Source organism: Pedobacter sp. A2324 (assembly GCF_059693705.1).
Window position 1 is genome coordinate 324618 of record NZ_JCASSK010000004.1, and the last position, 17083, is coordinate 341700.

Sequence of the window (17083 nt, forward strand, 5' to 3'; positions counted from 1 at the left end):
TTTAATCTTCCCGCAAAATTTCTGCGATTTCATTATAGCCTTTTTCTGCTGCCAGATCTGCAGGTAATTTTCCACCTTCCATGCGCAGGCCAACTTCTGCACCATGCTCGAGCAGTAGTATAATCAGTTCGATATTTCCGAGTTGCGCGGCGCTGTGTAGCGGAGCAAGGCCCGCCTTCTGGCAAACATTAGGGTAGGCGCCCGCATCTAATAACATCTTAGTAATATTGATGTTGTTTGCTGCTACAGCTGAATGAATAGGGAACACATTAAAGCCATTTTTTGAGGCCAGGTTTACGTCGGCGCCTTTTAGTACCAGAAACCTCGCAAGGTCTTCGTGACCAAAGTAACAAGCCAACCCAAGAGGAGTAAAACCATCTTCCGAAAATTCATTCAGGCTATCTGGTTTCTGAAATATGAGCAGGGTAGCCGCATCAAATTTGCCAACTGCACAAGCTTCAAATAATGTTAAATCATCAGTAAATTCGGCAATCACGTCAGCAATAGCCTGTTTCTTATAATAACACGCTAAAAGCAACGGTGATATGTTGTGTGATGTATTTGTATTGGCTAACCGCGGGTTTTGAACCAAGATTGCTTTTACTGCTTGTAAATTACCTGTTTCAATGTACTCTTCGAGTTGGGTTATACTCATATATCAAGTTTTTTCTTCAAATGAAAGATTTAAATTAATAAAAAATTAACAAAGCGAAGAAAAACGTAAATAATTGAGATGTTCGGGGTGAAAAATTAAAGGTAGGATTTGAGGTGTTTGGTATAAATGCCATTTTCGGATGGATTAACAATTGGCAAGTAATCATCATCAATGAATCAGTGACCCTGTTTGAACAAGAATCCCGTTTTATCCTCTCGCAGGATAAAACGGGATAAACCTAAAACAAAATCCGTTTCATTTGACAAAACGTACAACTTGTGTGTTGTATCTAAATAGACTGATTTTCTTCATTAAGGTTTAATATCCGTGGAATATATTATTTATGGTACTAATAAAACTATATCTTTTATATTTGTTAAATATTAATTTCAGTACAGAAAATGGCGATAAGGGGAAACCAGTTTAAAACCAATACGTTCAAAGAAAAAGGTGCCGAAAATGCATCCGGGAGGTCGTCTTCTAGTCGCCAGCCTAAAGAGAAAAGGGAATTCCTGCCAAATTTTGACTTGCAGGATGGGCGTGCAGTAAAAATAGTGGGTTTATTTTTTGTTATCCTTTCTCTTTATTTTTTAATTGCCTTTACCTCTTATTTGTTCACGTGGCAGGATGATCAAAGTTATGTTATTGATGCCAACGGGGGCTGGGGTAATCTTTTCAAAACCGCGGAAGAATTAAAAAATTCTGGGGTAATTATTCCTGTTGTTCAAAACTGGTTAGGGAAATTTGGAGCGCTGTTGTCTCACCAGTTTATTTACGAGTGGTTTGGAATTGCCTCTTTCTTATTTGTGCTGGCATTTTTTATTATTGGCTACCGCCTTCTTTTTAAAGTTAAAATTCTTTCCATATCAAAAACACTAGGATATAGCTTTTTCTTTTTATTATTTATTTCATTAACATTAGGATTTGCCCATAGCTTCTGGTCAGAATCGCCGCATTATGTTGAAGGAGAGTTTGGCTTTTGGAGCAATAGATTATTAGCTGCACAGGTAGGTGCTGCAGGCGTTGCTGGCTTAATCGCGTTTGCAGGTTTAACCATCCTTATCATTGCCTATAATATCGACTTCAAGCTACCAGAGCGTAAGGAAAAAGAAGTTTATCTTGATAATGATACGCCGGATTACGTAAATGAAGTGAGGGAGAAATTTGCGCGTAATAAGGAAGTGGAAGAACCTTCCGAATCTATAGAATTTCCGGTTAGGGATAAGCCCAATTTAAATAACGATCGTAAACAACAAAACGTGGTGCTCAAGCCTGGCAGATTCGAAGATCGAGAAGAACCTGAGGATGACGTCATTGCTCCTGTGGTTTTATCTCCGTTGGCTACTAATTTACCTTTACCCACTCCTCCGGCATCCATACCAGTTGCAGCTGCCGTAGCGGCTTCGATGCCACTGACTGTTGAGCCTGCAATAGAAGAAGAGCGGGAACCTGATTTTACGATCGAGAAAACCGAAGAAGAGAAAAAATCTGATGATCTGGTTGAACAGTTTGGTAATTACGATGAAAAACTGGATTTATCCGGTTATAAATATCCTACAATTGATTTACTTGAAAATTACGGTACCAATAAAATTTCTGTAAATGCAGAGGAACTGGAGGCCAATAAAAATAAAATTGTAGAAACGCTTAATCACTACAATATCGAAATCGATAAGATTAAAGCAACGATAGGTCCCACCGTTACCCTTTACGAAATTATCCCTGCACCCGGAGTAAGGATTTCAAAAATCAAAAACCTGGAAGACGATATTGCACTTTCACTGGCGGCGTTGGGGATTCGTATTATTGCGCCAATGCCAGGAAAAGGTACTATAGGTATTGAGGTGCCTAATCAGCATCCGGAAATGGTGCCAATGCGCAGTATTTTAAATACAGAAAAATGGACCAGCAATACGATGGATTTACCGATTGCCTTGGGTAAAACTATCAGCAATGAGGTTTTCATTGCCGATTTGGCCAAAATGCCCCACTTACTGGTAGCAGGTGCTACAGGCCAGGGTAAATCGGTTGGTATCAATTCTATTCTGGTATCGTTACTGTTTAAAAAGCACCCCGCCCAGTTAAAGTTTGTACTGGTAGATCCGAAAAAAGTGGAGTTAACCCTGTTCAACAGAATAGAGCGCCATTTTCTGGCCAAACTACCGGGAGAAGCTGATGCAATTATTACCGACACCAAAAAAGTTGTCAATACTTTGAACTCTTTGTGTATTGAAATGGATCAACGGTATGATTTATTAAAAGATGCTCAGGTAAGGAATTTAAAGGAGTACAATGATAAATTCATCAAGCGTAAACTTAATCCGAACAACGGTCACAGGTTTTTACCTTTTATTGTACTGGTGGTAGATGAGTTTGCGGATCTGATGATGACTGCCGGCAAAGAGGTGGAGGCGCCAATTGCCCGATTGGCACAGCTGGCACGTGCTATTGGTATCCATTTGGTTCTGGCTACCCAGCGTCCTTCGGTGAATATTATTACAGGAACAATCAAAGCCAACTTCCCTGCAAGGTTAGCCTTCAGGGTACTATCTAAAATTGATTCACGGACCATTCTTGATAGTGGTGGTGCGGATCAGCTGATTGGACGGGGAGATATGCTTTTGTCTACGGGAAGCGACTTAATCAGGCTACAGTGTGCGTTTGTCGATACACCAGAGGTAGACAGGATTTCCGAATTTATCGGTAATCAGCGCGGTTATGCGGATGCTTATCAGCTTCCAGAATATATCGATGAAGCAGGAGAGGGAAGCAAAGCTGATTTTGATCCTAATGAACGCGATAAGTTTTTTGAAGATGCTGCACGCCTCATCGTAATGCACCAGCAAGGTTCTACTTCACTTATACAACGTAAGCTGAAACTTGGTTATAACCGTGCCGGGCGTATTATTGATCAGCTGGAGGCTGCGGGCATTGTAGGCCCTTTTGAAGGAAGTAAGGCCAGAGAAGTTTTATATCCCGATGAATATTCTTTGGAACAATTCTTGAACGGTATGGATGACAAAGATTAGATTAAACCAATACTAATTAATCTGCTCTAACGTTTCAACAAAAAATTAAATATACAAGATGAAAAAACTAATTTCGGCATTAATGGTTGTGGTTGCCTTTGCTACCTCAGCTTATGCTCAAACCGATGCGAAGGCTAAAGCTATTTTGGCAGAGGTAAGTAAAAAATACAAATCCTATAATATCGTAAAGACTGATTTTACCTTTACTTTAGATAATCCGAAAGCCAAAGTGAAAGAGACTCAGCAGGGTACACTGTATGTGAAGGCAAATTCCAACAAATATAAAGTTGCAATGACTAACCAGGAGTTATTTAGTGATGGTAAAAGCCAGTGGACCTACCTAAAAAAAGATAAAGAAGTTCAGGTGAGCAGCATCGACCCTAATAGTGATGCAATTAATCCGGCCAAAATCTTTACTGTTTATGAAAAAGGCTTTAAATACATCTACACTGGTGACGAGAAAGTGGGTGGCAAAACATATCAAATGATCGATCTTACGCCCGTAGATGCAAAAAAATCGATCTTTAAAGTGAGATTAAGTATAGACAAAACAGCCAAGCAAATTGCAAACGTAGTTTTGTTTGATAAAAACGGAAATAAATACACTTATAATGTGAAAACCTTTTCATCTAACGTGAACGTTCCTGAAACTACTTTTGCTTTTGATGCCAAAAAATATCCTGGTGTTGAGGTTGTTGATTTAAGATAATATTCTTTTCCTTTTTCGGAATGAGATTAAAAGGTTCAGGTATCGTTACCTGAACCTTTTTTTATATCTTTTCGTCGCTGTCTTTATGAATGCTGCTCATATTTCTCTAAGTTTGTTCCAATGTCATTGCCACTAACAAACCATACTTTAGAAAAACTCGAACTGTTGCTTTTTGCGATGGGTTATAAGGTACGTTATGAGAAAGGGAATTTTAAAACAGGATCTTGCCTGCTGGAGCATAACAAAGTTATTGTGGTTAACAAATTTTCTAACCTTGAAGGCAAAATAGCTGCGCTGGTTACACTGGTTAAACAAACCAACGCTGACGAAAATCTTTTGGATGAAAAGCAACGTCAGTTTTACCATTCACTACAGCAAACGGAATTATTTTAATGCACACAGAACAAACAATTTTATGCGTAGAGAGGAGCGTTTTTTAGGATGAAGATTACTTTTTTAGGCACCGGGACCTCGCAGGGAGTTCCAGTAATTGCATGTAATTGTGCTGTGTGTACTTCTACAGATAAAAAAAATAACCGGTTACGGACATCAGTTCTAGTTGAAACAGACGATAAAACCATAGTGGTAGATAGCGGCCCTGATTTTCGTTACCAGCTCTTGCGTGAAGGGGTAAAGGATTTAGATGCTGTATTATTCACTCATGAACATAAGGATCATATCGCGGGCTTGGATGATATCCGTCCCTTTAATTACCTTTTGCACAAGGTTATTGATGTGTATGCTACAGAGCGCGTTCAAAATGCTTTAAAAAGGGAATTTTATTACATATTTGCAGACACTAAATACCACGGATTGCCACAGATTAATCTGCATACTGTGGTTAATGGTGAGGAATTCAAGATTGGCAAAAACACCATAAAACCTATTGAAGTGATGCATCATTTGTTGCCAATCACTGGTTATCGTATTGGCGATTTTACATACATAACTGATGCAAAAACCATAACACCAGAAAGTGTGGAAACAATCCGTGGAACAAAAGTCCTTGTAATTAACGCATTGCAGAAGGAAGCCCATATTTCGCACTTCACCCTGAATGAAGCTATTAATTTTGCACAAATGATTGGTGCTGAAATAACTTACCTTACGCATATCAGTCATAATTTAGGACTACATGAACAAGTAGAGCAGGAGTTGCCTGCGAATATCAGACTGGCTTATGACGGTTTAAAAATAGAATTGTAATTCGCTGTTCCGAAAATCTAAAATTAATTTATATTTGCAGCACAAACCCAGGTGGCGAAATTGGTAGACGCACCATCTTGAGGGGGTGGCGCTGGCAACGGCGTGGCAGTTCGAATCTGCTTCTGGGTACAACCGGACTTTGAACATTTCAAAGTCCGGTTTTTTTATGTTAAATTGGCGTTTTTTGCCATGTTAGATAGGAGCAATGTCTTTTGTCTTTCCAAAAATACTCAATAGATCGCATGTTCGTGATATGCCCAGTGGGTTGGCTTCCAGTACAATAAAGTCAGCCTTTTTACCAATTTGTAAAGCAGCCTGTTTATCACTGATGCCCGATATTTTCGCCCCGTTCTGTGTTGTGGGAACAATCGCATCCATCGGGCTCAACACTGCTTTCAGTTAAAGCTCAATTTCCATGTATTTGGAAAACCCCTGTGGCCTGATGGACTTGACAAAAGCAAGTACTTTTTTGTTTATCGTTTATACACTTATAAGCATTCCAAACCCATAAAATAGCATCCTCGTCCTTGAAATAAACTACGATGTAGTTTTGCGTTTGCCCACCATAAATACATATTTAGGTCAATACATACATTCATTTGGGAAGGATCAGGTAACCTTCCTCCAAGGTTCCGATAGCCTCATACTTATTGTCGCTGAAGAAATGGCCTACCAGTGCGGCGGTTATCGCATCAATCTCATCATGGCTGGTCAGTTCAGAGCTAAAATTGCCCTTTAAACCAAATTGCTGTAAACCGTTGATTAGTTGAGGTAAGTCTTTCTGTTTTCTTGGTATGCCCAGAATATCTTGTGCAGCCCCAGGAAAGCTTTCTATCACCGTGTAGCCCAAGGATCGAAAAATGTGGGCCAGCTTAATCCCCCTTAAGGTCAGCTGCTGCATACTCCTGATCAATGGAGGATAAGATCTGATCCCTCTTTTGGACATCATTCGTTCGCAAGTTCTGGTTATTCCAAAGGCTGCCCTGCCTGGGTCGTCGTCAAACACCGACAATCGACCAAATGGGAGCGAAAGGGGAGAATCAATTGAAACAACGGCCGGATTTGCCGAGACTGTTTGATTGATAAGATCCTCATTGGTAAACAATCTTGAGGTACTGGCCAAATCGCTACGTAATGCGCACCAGCCCGAAGCTTTTTTCTCACTACCGGTAAGGTCAATGCCCACCGAATTAAGGAATGTTCCAGATGTAAAATCAGAAAAACTGAATGGCAATTTTTTATTGCGGTCAATATCTATCATAAGGCTCCTATTTAGACGTGGTATGCAATCTTTAGCTAGCAGATGAGAGCATGCGATTGACGGGTCAAACTTGCTGATCGAATTAATAAGATCTTGAGTGAACCCTTCGAAATTTTCATAGACTTCGCGAAATTCATCTCGATGACTAGCAAACCATTCTTTGGTATTGTATTTCTTCAGTCCCTTAAGAAAGGTGAAGGTTGTTTTTTAGCATATTTTTTTCAGTTAAAGTCTACCGCTCAGTTTTGCTGCTCAATTTTTTTATTACTAGGAGTATCTTTTTTTCCTGACTGTTCTCATCATTTTGTGAGAGGATATCTTTGATGATGCTCGTTCTTTCCTCTTCGTTTAGGGATTTGAATTTTGTAAAAATTTCAGCATCCCTAAAACACTCAATGATATCATCTTCATCGGTAAGCTTATTGTCAGCTTCCTTTTGCATGGTAACCACCACTAAATCACCACCTTTTTTATTGATTGCTTTCCTGATATCTGCATTGACTGACATATACATATCCAACCCTTTACGTGGTGCTAAATTCATGTTCTTAAATACGTAACCATCTATTGTGCCAGAAACTTTGATATCTCCCCATTTACCTTTAATGTCCTTCGAATCGGGGATGACAATGTTATAGGTCCATGCACCATGATTTGGGATATGATTTAATGTCAGTTCTTTGTTTTTTAATAGTTCTTTCATACCCTTTTATATTCAAAAAACCAATGAGTTTAAGTAATCTTCTAACTATTATTTAACAGCGCAATTGTTTTTTCTCTGATAAAACCTTCCTTGTCTTTTTTTACTTCTTCGAGCATTGCTTTTCTTTCTTTTGGAAGTGCAAAATATTTATCAGCCCATAAGTTGATTTCCATCATCAAGGGAAGTAGGTCAACGCCTTTTGAGGTTAGCTTGTATAAAACTTTCGCTTTGCTTTCCGGGTGGCCATGCTTCGTGATTATTCCATTTGTTTCGAGGGTCAGCAATCTGGAAGCCAAAATATTGGTCGCTATTTTTTCATCCGACTTCAAGAAGTCGCCATACGTGCATTCTTTGGCAAACATCAGGTCCCTAACGATCAGCAAAGACCATTTGTCTCCCCAAATATCCAATGAGCTGCTAATAGGGCAGTCAGACCGTTTTTTTATATCCTTCATAAAATAAATTATAAAATCACTTGCAAATTAAAAGTTGTTTATATATTTACACTTGCAAAACGCAAGCAAAATTACTTAATTAAACTATAGATGCAATGGAAAAAGCAATAATTTTTGAACCTTATAGCCTAAGCGGCCTAATGCTGAGCAACCGTCTGGTTATGGCACCAATGACACGTTCCCGTGCCAATAACGAAGGTAATGTAGCTACAGAATTAATAGCAGAGTATTATGCCCAACGAGCCGCGGCAGGACTTATCATTACGGAAGGAACTTTTGTTAATGAAGAGGCTATAGGTGTGGTAAATGTACCCGGAATTTATACAGATGAACAGGTGAAGGGGTGGAAACTAACTACAGAGGCCGTACACCAAAAAGGCGGAAGAATATTCGCACAATTATGGCACACTGGTGCTTATTCGCATCCAGACCTCCACAATGGTAAAAAACCCTTAGCACCATCCCACGTAGACCCGGAACAACAGGTATTTACTGCTGAAGGTTTTAAAGTATCAGAAACACCCCAGCCCATGACGATCGAGGATATCAAAAGTACAATTAACGCATTTAAGCAAGCTGCTCTTAATGCTTTTGAAGCAGGTTTTGATGGTGTAGAATTGCACGGCGCCAATGGTTATCTGTTACAACAATTTTTCAGCAAAAACACTAACCTACGTACAGATGAATATGGTGGTTCGGTAGAAAACCGGGCAAGGATCCTGTTTGATATTTTGGATGAACTGAAACGATCGGTTGACATTACAAAAGTTGGTGTTCGTTTAAATCCTTCGCTAAATGGCATTATGGGCATTCTTGTAGATGATGAAACCATAGCTCTTTATGATTATATCGTAAACAGATTAAATGACTACGGACTGGCGTACCTGCACCTGATAGAACCTTTTACCGATGTGTCTGCAATCCCAGATGCGGTACAGGAGGTAGCCAAACATTTCCGTCAGATTTACAAAGGTACCATTATCATCAACCGCGGTTTTAACAAGGAAACAGCAACCAAAGTATTAAATAATGGGGATGCGGATCTGGTGTCCTTTGGTGTTCCATTTTTAGCAAATCCTGATCTAGTTGAAAGATTTAGAGCAAATGCTGCCCTTAACATACCTGACCAGAATACTTTTTATACACCAGGCGAAAAAGGGTACACCGATTATCCAACGTTGGATAAATAACATATAAGTTCTTAAACTCAACAATCATGAAAACAACAGGAAATACAATATTCATCAGCGGAGGAAGTGCTGGTATTGGTTTGGCGATTGCTAAAAAATTTAGTGGGGCAGGTAATCATATAATCATCAATGGACGTGATGAAGCGCGTCTTCAGCACGCCTTAAAAGAATTGAATAGTGCAGTAGCAATTCAGGGCGATTTATCTATAAAAGCAGATAGAGTTCGGATCGCAGAAGATCTGAGAACCAACCATCCAGAGGTTAACATCGTCATTAATAATGCTGGTGCTGCTTTTATGAATGATTTAAGCGATACCAACAATGATGCTGCTGAAAAAGCATACCATGAAATGAATACCAATTACATCAGTGTAATTGATTTCACTGCCTTAACTTTGCCCTTACTTTTAAAACACGAAGAGGCAGCAATTGTAAATGTTTCCTCCATCGCTGTATTCAGGTCAAATAAATATCTGCCAACCTACTCGGCAAGTAAAGCGGCACTGCACAGCTACACGCAGGGATTGAGAGATACATTTTCAGATAACGAAAATTTAAATATTTATGAGCTTTATCCGCCTTTGGTAAATACCGGGTTTTCTGCAGAAATTGGTGGAGCGAATGGAATTCCGGCGTCGGAAGTGGCAGATGAACTGTTCATCGCATTGGAAAAAGATCAATTTGAGGTTCCGGTTGGCGACACAAAGAAAATCCACGAATTGGTTGTTCCAGTTACAGAAAATGTTCCTCACTAATTTCAACAGGTAATGGATTTAATAGGAAAAACAATACTTATCACTGGTGGTGGTTCGGGTATAGGATTGGAAGCGGCAAAGCAATTTTTGGAAATTGGGGCAAGGGTAATCATTACGGGCAGAAATCAGGACAAATTAAATGCCGCAAAGAAACTGTATCCCAGTTTAATTGCTATACAAAGTGATGCAGGTAATGAAGCAGATGCCCAATTCCTTTTTGACAAAGTTAAAGAACTTGGCGGGATTGATATACTGTACAACAATGCCGGTGTTGGTGTTCCGCCTACCAATTTCGGTATAGCAAACGACAAGCATCTCAAAGGTGCTATTTACGAAATGGAGGTCAATTATTTTGGTGTTATCCGCCTGAACAATCTTTTTATGGAAATGCTCAAATCAAGAAAGGAAGCGGCCATCATCAATACCACTTCCATCTTAAGTATTGTGCCATCAATGATAGAAGCTACCTACTCGGCATCAAAATCTGCACTGGCCTTCTATACTAAGTCTTTAAGGGGGCATCTACAAATTTTGAACAGCAATTTAAAAGTTTTCGAACTGCTGCCGCCACTGGTAGATACGGAAATGGTTGCAACCCGCGATGATAAAAAAATAAGTCCCAAAACGTTGGTGAAAGAACTGATAGGAGGATTGGAAAAAGACCAATTTACCATTCGTGTTGGCGATGCGAAGTTGATCTATGCATTGAACCGACTTTTCCCGAAATCGACCTTTGGATTGATCAATCCAAAGAAATCGGAAGTAATATTAAAATCATAACCGTCAGAATGAAAGCATATACCATTAATAAATACGGAAAAAAGGAAACGTTACATGTTAACGATGTGCCAGTTCCGCAGGTAAAAGACAACGATGTGTTGATAGAGATTCATGCAGCAGGCTTAAACCTATTGGACGCTAAGATAAAATCGGGAGAGTTTAAAATGATTTTACCTTATAGGCTTCCGCTAGTGTTGGGACATGATGTTGCAGGTGTGGTAACCAAGGTGGGGAAAAATGTGAAAAAATTCAATGTCGGCGATGAAGTTTATTCACGACCTGCCGATTTTCAGATTGGTACATTCGCAGAATTTATTGCCATAGACGAAAAGGACGTTGCGTTTAAACCCAAAAACCTGACGATGGAGCAAGCCGCATCAATTCCATTGGTAGGGCTGACCGCATGGCAGGCGCTGATAGAAAAAGCAAATCTTAGAAAAGGGCAAAAAGTATTCATCCAGGCAGGTTCCGGTGGTGTAGGTACCATTGCCATTCAATTGGCAAAACACTTGGGTGCAACGGTTGCCACAACGGCCAGCGAAAAAAGTTTTGGCCTGCTTAAGGAACTTGGTGCAGATGTGTTGATTGATTATAAAACACAGGACTTCGAAGATATACTAAAAGACTATGATGCCGTACTGAACAGTCAGGATACGAAAACCCTTGAAAAATCAATCCGCATCCTAAAACCTGAAGGAAAGGCAGTTTCCATTTCTGGTCCGCCAACACCAGAATTTGCAGAAGAAGCAGAAGTACCGTGGTTTGTAAAAATCATTCTTAGACTTATTAGCAGCAGAATCCGCAGGAAAGCAAAAAAACAAAGTGTCAACTATACTTTCTTATTTATGAGGGCAGAGGGCGAGCAGTTAAATAAAATCACTGAGCTTATAGAGGCAGGTGCCATACAACCGATTATAGACAAGGTATTTCCATTTGAGCAAACCAACGAAGCTTTAACTTATGTTGAAAGTGGACGTGCCAAAGGGAAAGTTGTGTTGAAAGTGAAGTAAAGCCATAGCTTCTATCCTGGAATTCTCAGCTCAGATTTCCCAGTATTTCTACGAAAGGAATAAATTTTAGCTGTAGCTTATTTCTTTTTTTCCTGTACCGGCTCCTGCACTTTTTCCATTTGCGCCGCCTGGATACTATCTGGCGTGATATTACCCATAGCTACTTGAACCTTGTTTTTAAAGCCTGATACCACCATGTCTTTTCCCGCTAGTAAAGCATCATAACCGTCTTTGGCGACAATGGCCGGATCAGCAAGTTCACCCTCCTGAACAATTTTAGAATCCAGCATTTCAGCTTTATTGAAAAAGTCAGTATTGGTAGCACCTGGTAATAATGAAGTAACACTGACCCCCGTATCTTTAAGCTCATTTCTGATCGCCTCATTAAAAGAATGTACAAAAGCCTTAGTGCCATGATACACTGCCTGATACGGTCCCGGCGCTTTACCCGCCACCGATGCCACATTCAAGATTTTGCCTGACCCCCGGGCAACCATATCTTGTACAAACAATTTAGTCAAGGTGATCAGAGAAGCAATGTTAAGCTGAATGATGTTGAGTTCCCTTTCCAGATCATTTTCTATAAACTTTCCATATACACCCTGTCCGGCATCATTCACCAGAACATCCACCTGCAAACCGAGGCCTTTAACATGGTTGTAAAGCTGTTCTGCATTTCCTGGCACGAAAAGGTCAGTACTCACAGTAACCACATCAATACCCTCATTTTTTAATTCGTGTGCAGTAGAGTCGAGTTTCTGCTCATTCCTGGCTACAATAATCAGGTTGGTTTGATCTTTAGCGAAAAGCTTGGCGAGTTCCAGCCCGATTCCACTTGTTGCGCCGGTGATTAGCGCAAATTTTTGTCCCTTGTTCATCTTTCTAATATTAGGTGCATCAAGAGAACATGGTTATGAACAAATTGGTTTGTTATTTTTTAGGATAGGCCGTGGTGATTAAAAATGAGTATGTCCATCAATTCCCGCCGGAAATTGTGGTGTCGCAAAACCATTTATATCCTTTAAAGTTTAAAAAGCATCACAACTCATCGCTTTAACCTATTCGATCTTGTTGTTGGTTTGATGAGGATTCAAACATCCTTTGGCTTAGCCTTTGCGTTTATAATATCAAACGACGGTTAAAAACCGGAAACAGAATCAGCTGAAAATCTATAACAGAGTAGGCAACATTTAAAACTTGAAATTATGAAAATGCAAGAATTGAATTTAAACGAAATGCAAGAAATTAACGGTGGTGGAATTTTTGGTAACAATGACTCCGCAAGTTCTGGTGGTTTGGGCGGTGCGCTGAATATCGGCAATCTGTTATCATTTTCTAATTCCACACAGGATGGAGATGAGTCCAGCAGTACCTCGTTCTCATTAGGTAATAACATTGGTGGCAGCTTAGCTGGTATCTTTGATAGCCTTAATTCATAATCCATAATGGGTCATGATAGGATGGGAAGCACTGTATAGTGCTTCCTTTTTACTTTTAGCGAAATGCCCATCTAACTGCATCTACCTACTTATTAAGTAGTGCCACAAGGCCTCGAACTTAATGAGGTCTTTTTCGTTTTTAGCGGTCCCTTAAAACCAACAGAAGTGTTTTTTCAGAGAACATCTCCCTCAGTAAGCTTGTTTTAAGGAAACATTAACATCAAAATAAAAACCTATGAAATTTATCAAAACCGCATCCGCTAGCGGAGAAGAAGTCAGTATCCATTACCAGGACCTTGGAAAAGGCCGTCCAGTGATTCTCGTCCATGGCTGGCCGTTGGACCACCAGATGTGGGACTACCAGTCTGCTGCCTTGACTGATGCAGGCTTTCGCGTAATCAGTTACGACCGCAGAGGATTCGGTAAATCCGATAAACCCCTGGATGGTTACGATTATGATACCCTTGCCGATGATCTCAAAGCGGTAATTGAAGAGTTAAAGCTGGAAGATGCGGTATTGGCCGGATTTTCGATGGGCGGAGGGGAAGTGGTGCGTTACTTTAGCCGTCATGGCGGAAAGGGTATTGCCAAAGCGATCCTGATCAGCTCCATTGCGCCATACATGCTACAGACCGCAGACAATCCGGACGGAGTGCCCCAGGAAAAGATTGATGAGATCGCCGCTGGCCTCATAGCAGATCGTCCGGGATTTCTGGGCACGTTTACCAAACAGTTTTATGGACAGGGACTGCTTAATAAACCGGTAAGCAGTGAAAGACTGGCTACCGATCTGAATATTGCCATGCAGGCAACGCTGAAATCGACTCTTGGCTGCGCGGCAGCTTTTTCTTCGACGGATTTACGGGGGGAAATGAAAACGATCAATGTACCAACCCTCATCATTCACGGCGATGAAGACCAGACCGTGCCGATCAAAGCGACCGGTGAACAAGCGGCCCAGTTACTCCCTGAAGCAGAGTTTATCGTTTATGAAGGGGAACCGCATGGACTTTTCATTACTGCAAAAGACCGTTTAAATGCTGATCTGATAGATTTTATTTCCCGGAGCTAAAACATCGCATGCTAAAAATTAAATAGCAGCGCCAATCGGCGCTGCTCTTAAGTTAAAAACAACCTGTTATTGATAACGCGCAAAAAGGGTTTTTACTTCTTTCTCATATACTTTATCCAGAGCACATCATGTTCAATCTTTTTGACCTGAGTGAGCTTGAACAAAGTGGATTTGGCTTTCTTTACTTTTTCGTCTATCTCAAATACCGAAGAATTTTCGGTGCTACCGTCGGCAAGGGGCAGGAGCAACTGATGGAATTCATCGATCAGCCCTTCATTTAAAAAGCTGCCGTTGAGGTGGCCGCCACCTTCCAGCATAAGCTTTTTGATGCCGAACAGGCTGCGCAGTTTCTCCAGAGCAGTTTCCAGGTTAACCTGCTTCTTCCCGGCAAAAATATAAGATACGCCGATTTTCTGTAGCTGTGCAAGATAGCCATCTTTGACCTGTTCGGTCAGGATTGTAATGACATGATCGCCCTGCATGTCCGGTTTTATCCACCCTAGCTTCCCCTTTCCGTCCAGGGCAATAGCAAAGGTGTTAGCGTTTTTGCGGGCCACAAAATCGGTCCTGGGAATACTTTCCTTGGTTTTGCGGATCACCGGTCTGGCGTAATTTGTAAAATCCTTTTCCATGGTTTTGCGCCCCACAATCCATGCGCCGATACCGACGCGCTCATGTACCTTTTCAAAACTTTCTTTGAGCAGTTCCACGGGTTTGCTTTTGCCCCATTTCTCTCCCAGTATCTTTCCATCCAAAGAAGTCATCATCAGGCAGATTACTTTTGGTGTTTTATTTTTCATCTTTTTTAAATCTTATTTTTATTTATTTATCTGCTACATATTTCAACAGGTGCTCAAGTCACACCTTAGGCCTGTAAGTTGCTTATTGCAATCCCCAGTTGGCTTGTTTTCGTCGTTTTCTTCCCGCTCCTGCGGCTGTTTATCTTTTGCATCGCTCATCATATCGCTTTGATCCCTGGAAAACAACTTAAAAGGCCAATGGTTCAATAGATGTTAATTTAGGCACAAGACTGATATCTCATCTGGAAATTTGCACCTGCGACTAAAGCTGACCTACGAAACCGTCACTTCAAAGCTTAACTCCCAAACCTTTTACCTGTTTGCCTGGTTAGTAAAGAAATAAATTTATGATATACCATGGAAAATAATAATGAAATCATCAGTGACCTGAAAGGATTAATCAATATTTTAAATGACGGTAAAGAAGGCTACTATTCTGCCGCTGAAACTACAGATAGCCCAGAACTAAAAAGCCTGTTTACCGGTTTTGCCACACAGCGCGAGGCCTATGCAAACGAATTAACGGCTCACATTACCCAGCATGGCGGACATTCAGAAAATGAGAGTGGTGGCATACTGGGCGCACTACACCGCACCTGGATAGACATCAAGCAGGCATTAAGCAGCAAGGATGACATCGCCATTTTAAGCGCCATAGAAACCGGAGAAAAAGCAGCAATTGAAAAATTCGACGCCGCACTCGATGACCAGGCTATTCATGCCGATCACATAGAACTGCTACAAAAACAAAGAACCGCCATCCGCGAAGCGTTAAATGAAATTGAAACTTACCGCGGGCGCCTCGAAGGCCTTAACAATTTGTAAAAACCTGTCTTCCATACTCCATCAGCTATGGCAGTAAGGACATGATTGCCAACAGGGATAAACCGGATCAGGAAAAAATTCCTGATCCCCGGGAAATCGGGGAACACTTTACCAATCAAAAAAAGCGGTAGAGAATGGTCTGTTTTGCATGCTTTGACCGGTGTGCAAAACTATTGATTCTCTTTAGCAGCCACTTAAAAAAAGTAGCTTGCAGATGGAATTAAAGATGGTAATTTTGTTACATGAAGGTTACGGTAAAAGCTATAGAAGAGACAGATTTCTTGCAGGATCAGGCACTCGCAAAGATCATGAACAGCCGGCTGAAGCGTGCTGCAACCGAACTTCAGGATTTTCATCTGGTCCTTCTCTCTCAAAAAAGGTTTGCCATTGACGAACTGCTCATCCACATCAGTTATGATTCAAAATATAAAATCCGCTATCATATTTTAACGGCCGTGCCAGCCAATATTGAAAGTTTTGTTGCAGAACGATGTGGCAGACTAGGTTATATTTTATGGAAGTCGATGGTTCCTGCCCATTACTAGAGAATCTCAATTAGCGTATTTGGGCGCAGTTTTAGATTGGAGGTGTTGTATTGCTGAAATTATTTTCGCTCATTTCCAATCGCTTAAGGAAATGCACTTGTTAGTGTCCGATATCCTGATATTTTTGCTGCATGACAGTAACAGTTCTTCCCATCTTCGAAACTGATTTTAAGCCTGAAAAAGCCCTTGCCAAAGTGATGAACGACCGTTTGAAGCGTGCAGCAACTGAATTACAGGATGTACATTTAAAGACATTGTCGGGCAGAGGATTTTCTTCTGATGATCTGGTAATCTACCTGAGTTATAATCCTAAGTTTAAAATTCGCTTCCGCATTGTAAATGATGTTCCAGCTGATATAGAATATCATGTGGCTGAACTATGCGGCCGTCTTGGATATATACTTTGGAAAGCAAATGCAATAGGGGTAAGTCAGGAAAGGGGATAGATAAGCAAAAGTTAATTAAAAAATAAAGACCGTACCCTCCGGATACGGTCTCTAATCTAAATTAACGCTCTCAATCTTATGATTGATGCAAGGCTCTCACCCCTTGCGGTATCAAAGGTATAACTTAAACTCTGAAAAATAAAATAGCTGTAGTCATTTTTTTGTTTAATTCTATACTTTAACCCGCTATACCTAATCGTTCC

At 40.6% G+C, this 17083-nt stretch carries 20 protein-coding genes, 1 tRNA gene and 1 pseudogene; 14 read left to right on the plus strand and 8 right to left on the minus strand.

The window, feature by feature from the left end:
- Position 1 precedes the first annotated feature (1 nt).
- Positions 2-655: an ankyrin repeat domain-containing protein gene (locus tag AC570I_RS14015; RefSeq protein WP_047799294.1), complete on the minus strand. Its 654-nt coding sequence runs from the start codon at positions 653-655 to the stop codon at positions 2-4.
- A gap of 401 nt (positions 656-1056) precedes the next feature.
- Between AC570I_RS14015 and AC570I_RS14020 the strand changes: the two genes are divergently transcribed.
- From AC570I_RS14020 to AC570I_RS14040, 5 genes are all read left to right on the plus strand, one after another.
- Positions 1057-3684 (plus strand): FtsK/SpoIIIE family DNA translocase, encoded by a 2628-nt coding sequence (locus AC570I_RS14020; RefSeq protein WP_497405913.1) that lies wholly within the window; start codon positions 1057-1059, stop codon positions 3682-3684.
- A gap of 58 nt (positions 3685-3742) precedes the next feature.
- On the plus strand, positions 3743-4393 hold the full coding sequence (lolA1, locus tag AC570I_RS14025) for an outer membrane lipoprotein periplasmic chaperone LolA1 (protein ID WP_497405914.1): 651 nt from the start codon (positions 3743-3745) through the stop codon (positions 4391-4393).
- Between the two features lie 120 nt (positions 4394-4513).
- On the plus strand, positions 4514-4786 hold the full coding sequence (locus tag AC570I_RS14030; protein WP_047799291.1) for a hypothetical protein: 273 nt from the start codon (positions 4514-4516) through the stop codon (positions 4784-4786).
- 48 nt (positions 4787-4834) lie between these two features.
- On the plus strand, positions 4835-5599 hold the full coding sequence (locus tag AC570I_RS14035; RefSeq protein WP_497405915.1) for an MBL fold metallo-hydrolase: 765 nt from the start codon (positions 4835-4837) through the stop codon (positions 5597-5599).
- A gap of 45 nt (positions 5600-5644) precedes the next feature.
- Positions 5645-5728 (plus strand) — tRNA-Leu (locus AC570I_RS14040).
- A 63-nt stretch (positions 5729-5791) separates the two neighbouring features.
- Here AC570I_RS14040 and AC570I_RS14045 read toward each other — a convergent pair.
- The 5 genes and pseudogenes from AC570I_RS14045 to AC570I_RS14065 all read right to left on the minus strand — a co-directional run bounded on the left by AC570I_RS14045 (position 5792) and on the right by AC570I_RS14065 (position 8018).
- Entirely contained in the window at positions 5792-5977 is a 186-nt protein-coding gene (locus AC570I_RS14045) for a hypothetical protein (protein WP_497405916.1), read from the minus strand.
- 217 nt (positions 5978-6194) lie between these two features.
- Positions 6195-6860 (minus strand): DUF429 domain-containing protein, encoded by a 666-nt coding sequence (locus AC570I_RS14050; RefSeq protein WP_497405917.1) that lies wholly within the window; start codon positions 6858-6860, stop codon positions 6195-6197.
- Between the two features lie 15 nt (positions 6861-6875).
- Positions 6876-7049: pseudogene (locus AC570I_RS14055) on the minus strand (DUF2461 family protein); the annotation flags it as partial.
- Positions 7050-7092: 43 nt separating this feature from the next.
- Positions 7093-7563: a DUF1905 domain-containing protein gene (locus tag AC570I_RS14060; RefSeq protein WP_497405918.1), complete on the minus strand. Its 471-nt coding sequence runs from the start codon at positions 7561-7563 to the stop codon at positions 7093-7095.
- A 41-nt stretch (positions 7564-7604) separates the two neighbouring features.
- Entirely contained in the window at positions 7605-8018 is a 414-nt protein-coding gene (locus AC570I_RS14065; RefSeq protein WP_497405919.1) for a winged helix-turn-helix transcriptional regulator, read from the minus strand.
- A 95-nt stretch (positions 8019-8113) separates the two neighbouring features.
- Here AC570I_RS14065 and AC570I_RS14070 point away from each other — a divergent pair, with 95 nt between their 5' ends.
- From AC570I_RS14070 to AC570I_RS14085, 4 genes are read left to right on the plus strand one after another with little or no spacing between them, the layout of a single operon-like run.
- Complete coding sequence (locus tag AC570I_RS14070; protein ID WP_497405920.1) at positions 8114-9208, plus strand: alkene reductase; 1095 nt, start codon at positions 8114-8116, stop codon at positions 9206-9208.
- Positions 9209-9234: 26 nt separating this feature from the next.
- The gene (locus AC570I_RS14075; protein ID WP_497405921.1) at positions 9235-9963 is read left to right on the plus strand and encodes an SDR family oxidoreductase; all 729 of its coding nucleotides are present in this window, start codon (positions 9235-9237) and stop codon (positions 9961-9963) included.
- Positions 9964-9975: 12 nt separating this feature from the next.
- Positions 9976-10743 (plus strand): SDR family oxidoreductase, encoded by a 768-nt coding sequence (locus AC570I_RS14080; protein ID WP_497405922.1) that lies wholly within the window; start codon positions 9976-9978, stop codon positions 10741-10743.
- A gap of 8 nt (positions 10744-10751) precedes the next feature.
- Positions 10752-11753 carry an NADP-dependent oxidoreductase gene (locus tag AC570I_RS14085; protein ID WP_497405923.1) on the plus strand — a complete coding sequence of 334 codons (1002 nt, stop codon included), beginning with the start codon at positions 10752-10754 and terminating at the stop codon, positions 11751-11753.
- Positions 11754-11830: 77 nt separating this feature from the next.
- Here AC570I_RS14085 and AC570I_RS14090 read toward each other — a convergent pair whose 3' ends face one another.
- Positions 11831-12631, minus strand: a complete 801-nt coding sequence (locus AC570I_RS14090) for an SDR family NAD(P)-dependent oxidoreductase (protein WP_497405924.1) — start codon at positions 12629-12631, stop codon at positions 11831-11833.
- Positions 12632-12958: 327 nt separating this feature from the next.
- Between AC570I_RS14090 and AC570I_RS14095 the strand changes: the two genes are divergently transcribed.
- Both AC570I_RS14095 and AC570I_RS14100 read left to right on the plus strand, forming a co-directional pair.
- A complete protein-coding gene (locus AC570I_RS14095; protein WP_497405925.1) occupies positions 12959-13192 on the plus strand; it encodes a hypothetical protein in 234 nt (77 codons plus the stop codon).
- A gap of 235 nt (positions 13193-13427) precedes the next feature.
- Positions 13428-14264, plus strand: coding sequence for an alpha/beta fold hydrolase (locus tag AC570I_RS14100; protein ID WP_497405926.1), 837 nt, complete (start codon positions 13428-13430; stop codon positions 14262-14264).
- A 92-nt stretch (positions 14265-14356) separates the two neighbouring features.
- Here AC570I_RS14100 and AC570I_RS14105 read toward each other — a convergent pair whose 3' ends face one another.
- A complete protein-coding gene (locus AC570I_RS14105; protein WP_497405927.1) occupies positions 14357-15064 on the minus strand; it encodes a RibD family protein in 708 nt (235 codons plus the stop codon).
- 357 nt (positions 15065-15421) lie between these two features.
- On the opposite strand from AC570I_RS14105, the gene AC570I_RS14110 reads away from it, so the two are divergent.
- From AC570I_RS14110 to AC570I_RS14120, 3 genes are all read left to right on the plus strand, one after another.
- Positions 15422-15889, plus strand: coding sequence for a ferritin-like domain-containing protein (locus tag AC570I_RS14110; protein WP_047799280.1), 468 nt, complete (start codon positions 15422-15424; stop codon positions 15887-15889).
- 242 nt (positions 15890-16131) lie between these two features.
- Complete coding sequence (locus AC570I_RS14115; RefSeq protein WP_497405928.1) at positions 16132-16434, plus strand: hypothetical protein; 303 nt, start codon at positions 16132-16134, stop codon at positions 16432-16434.
- Positions 16435-16565: 131 nt separating this feature from the next.
- Entirely contained in the window at positions 16566-16880 is a 315-nt protein-coding gene (locus AC570I_RS14120) for a hypothetical protein (RefSeq protein WP_497405929.1), read from the plus strand.
- The last annotated feature ends 203 nt before the right edge of the window (positions 16881-17083 follow it).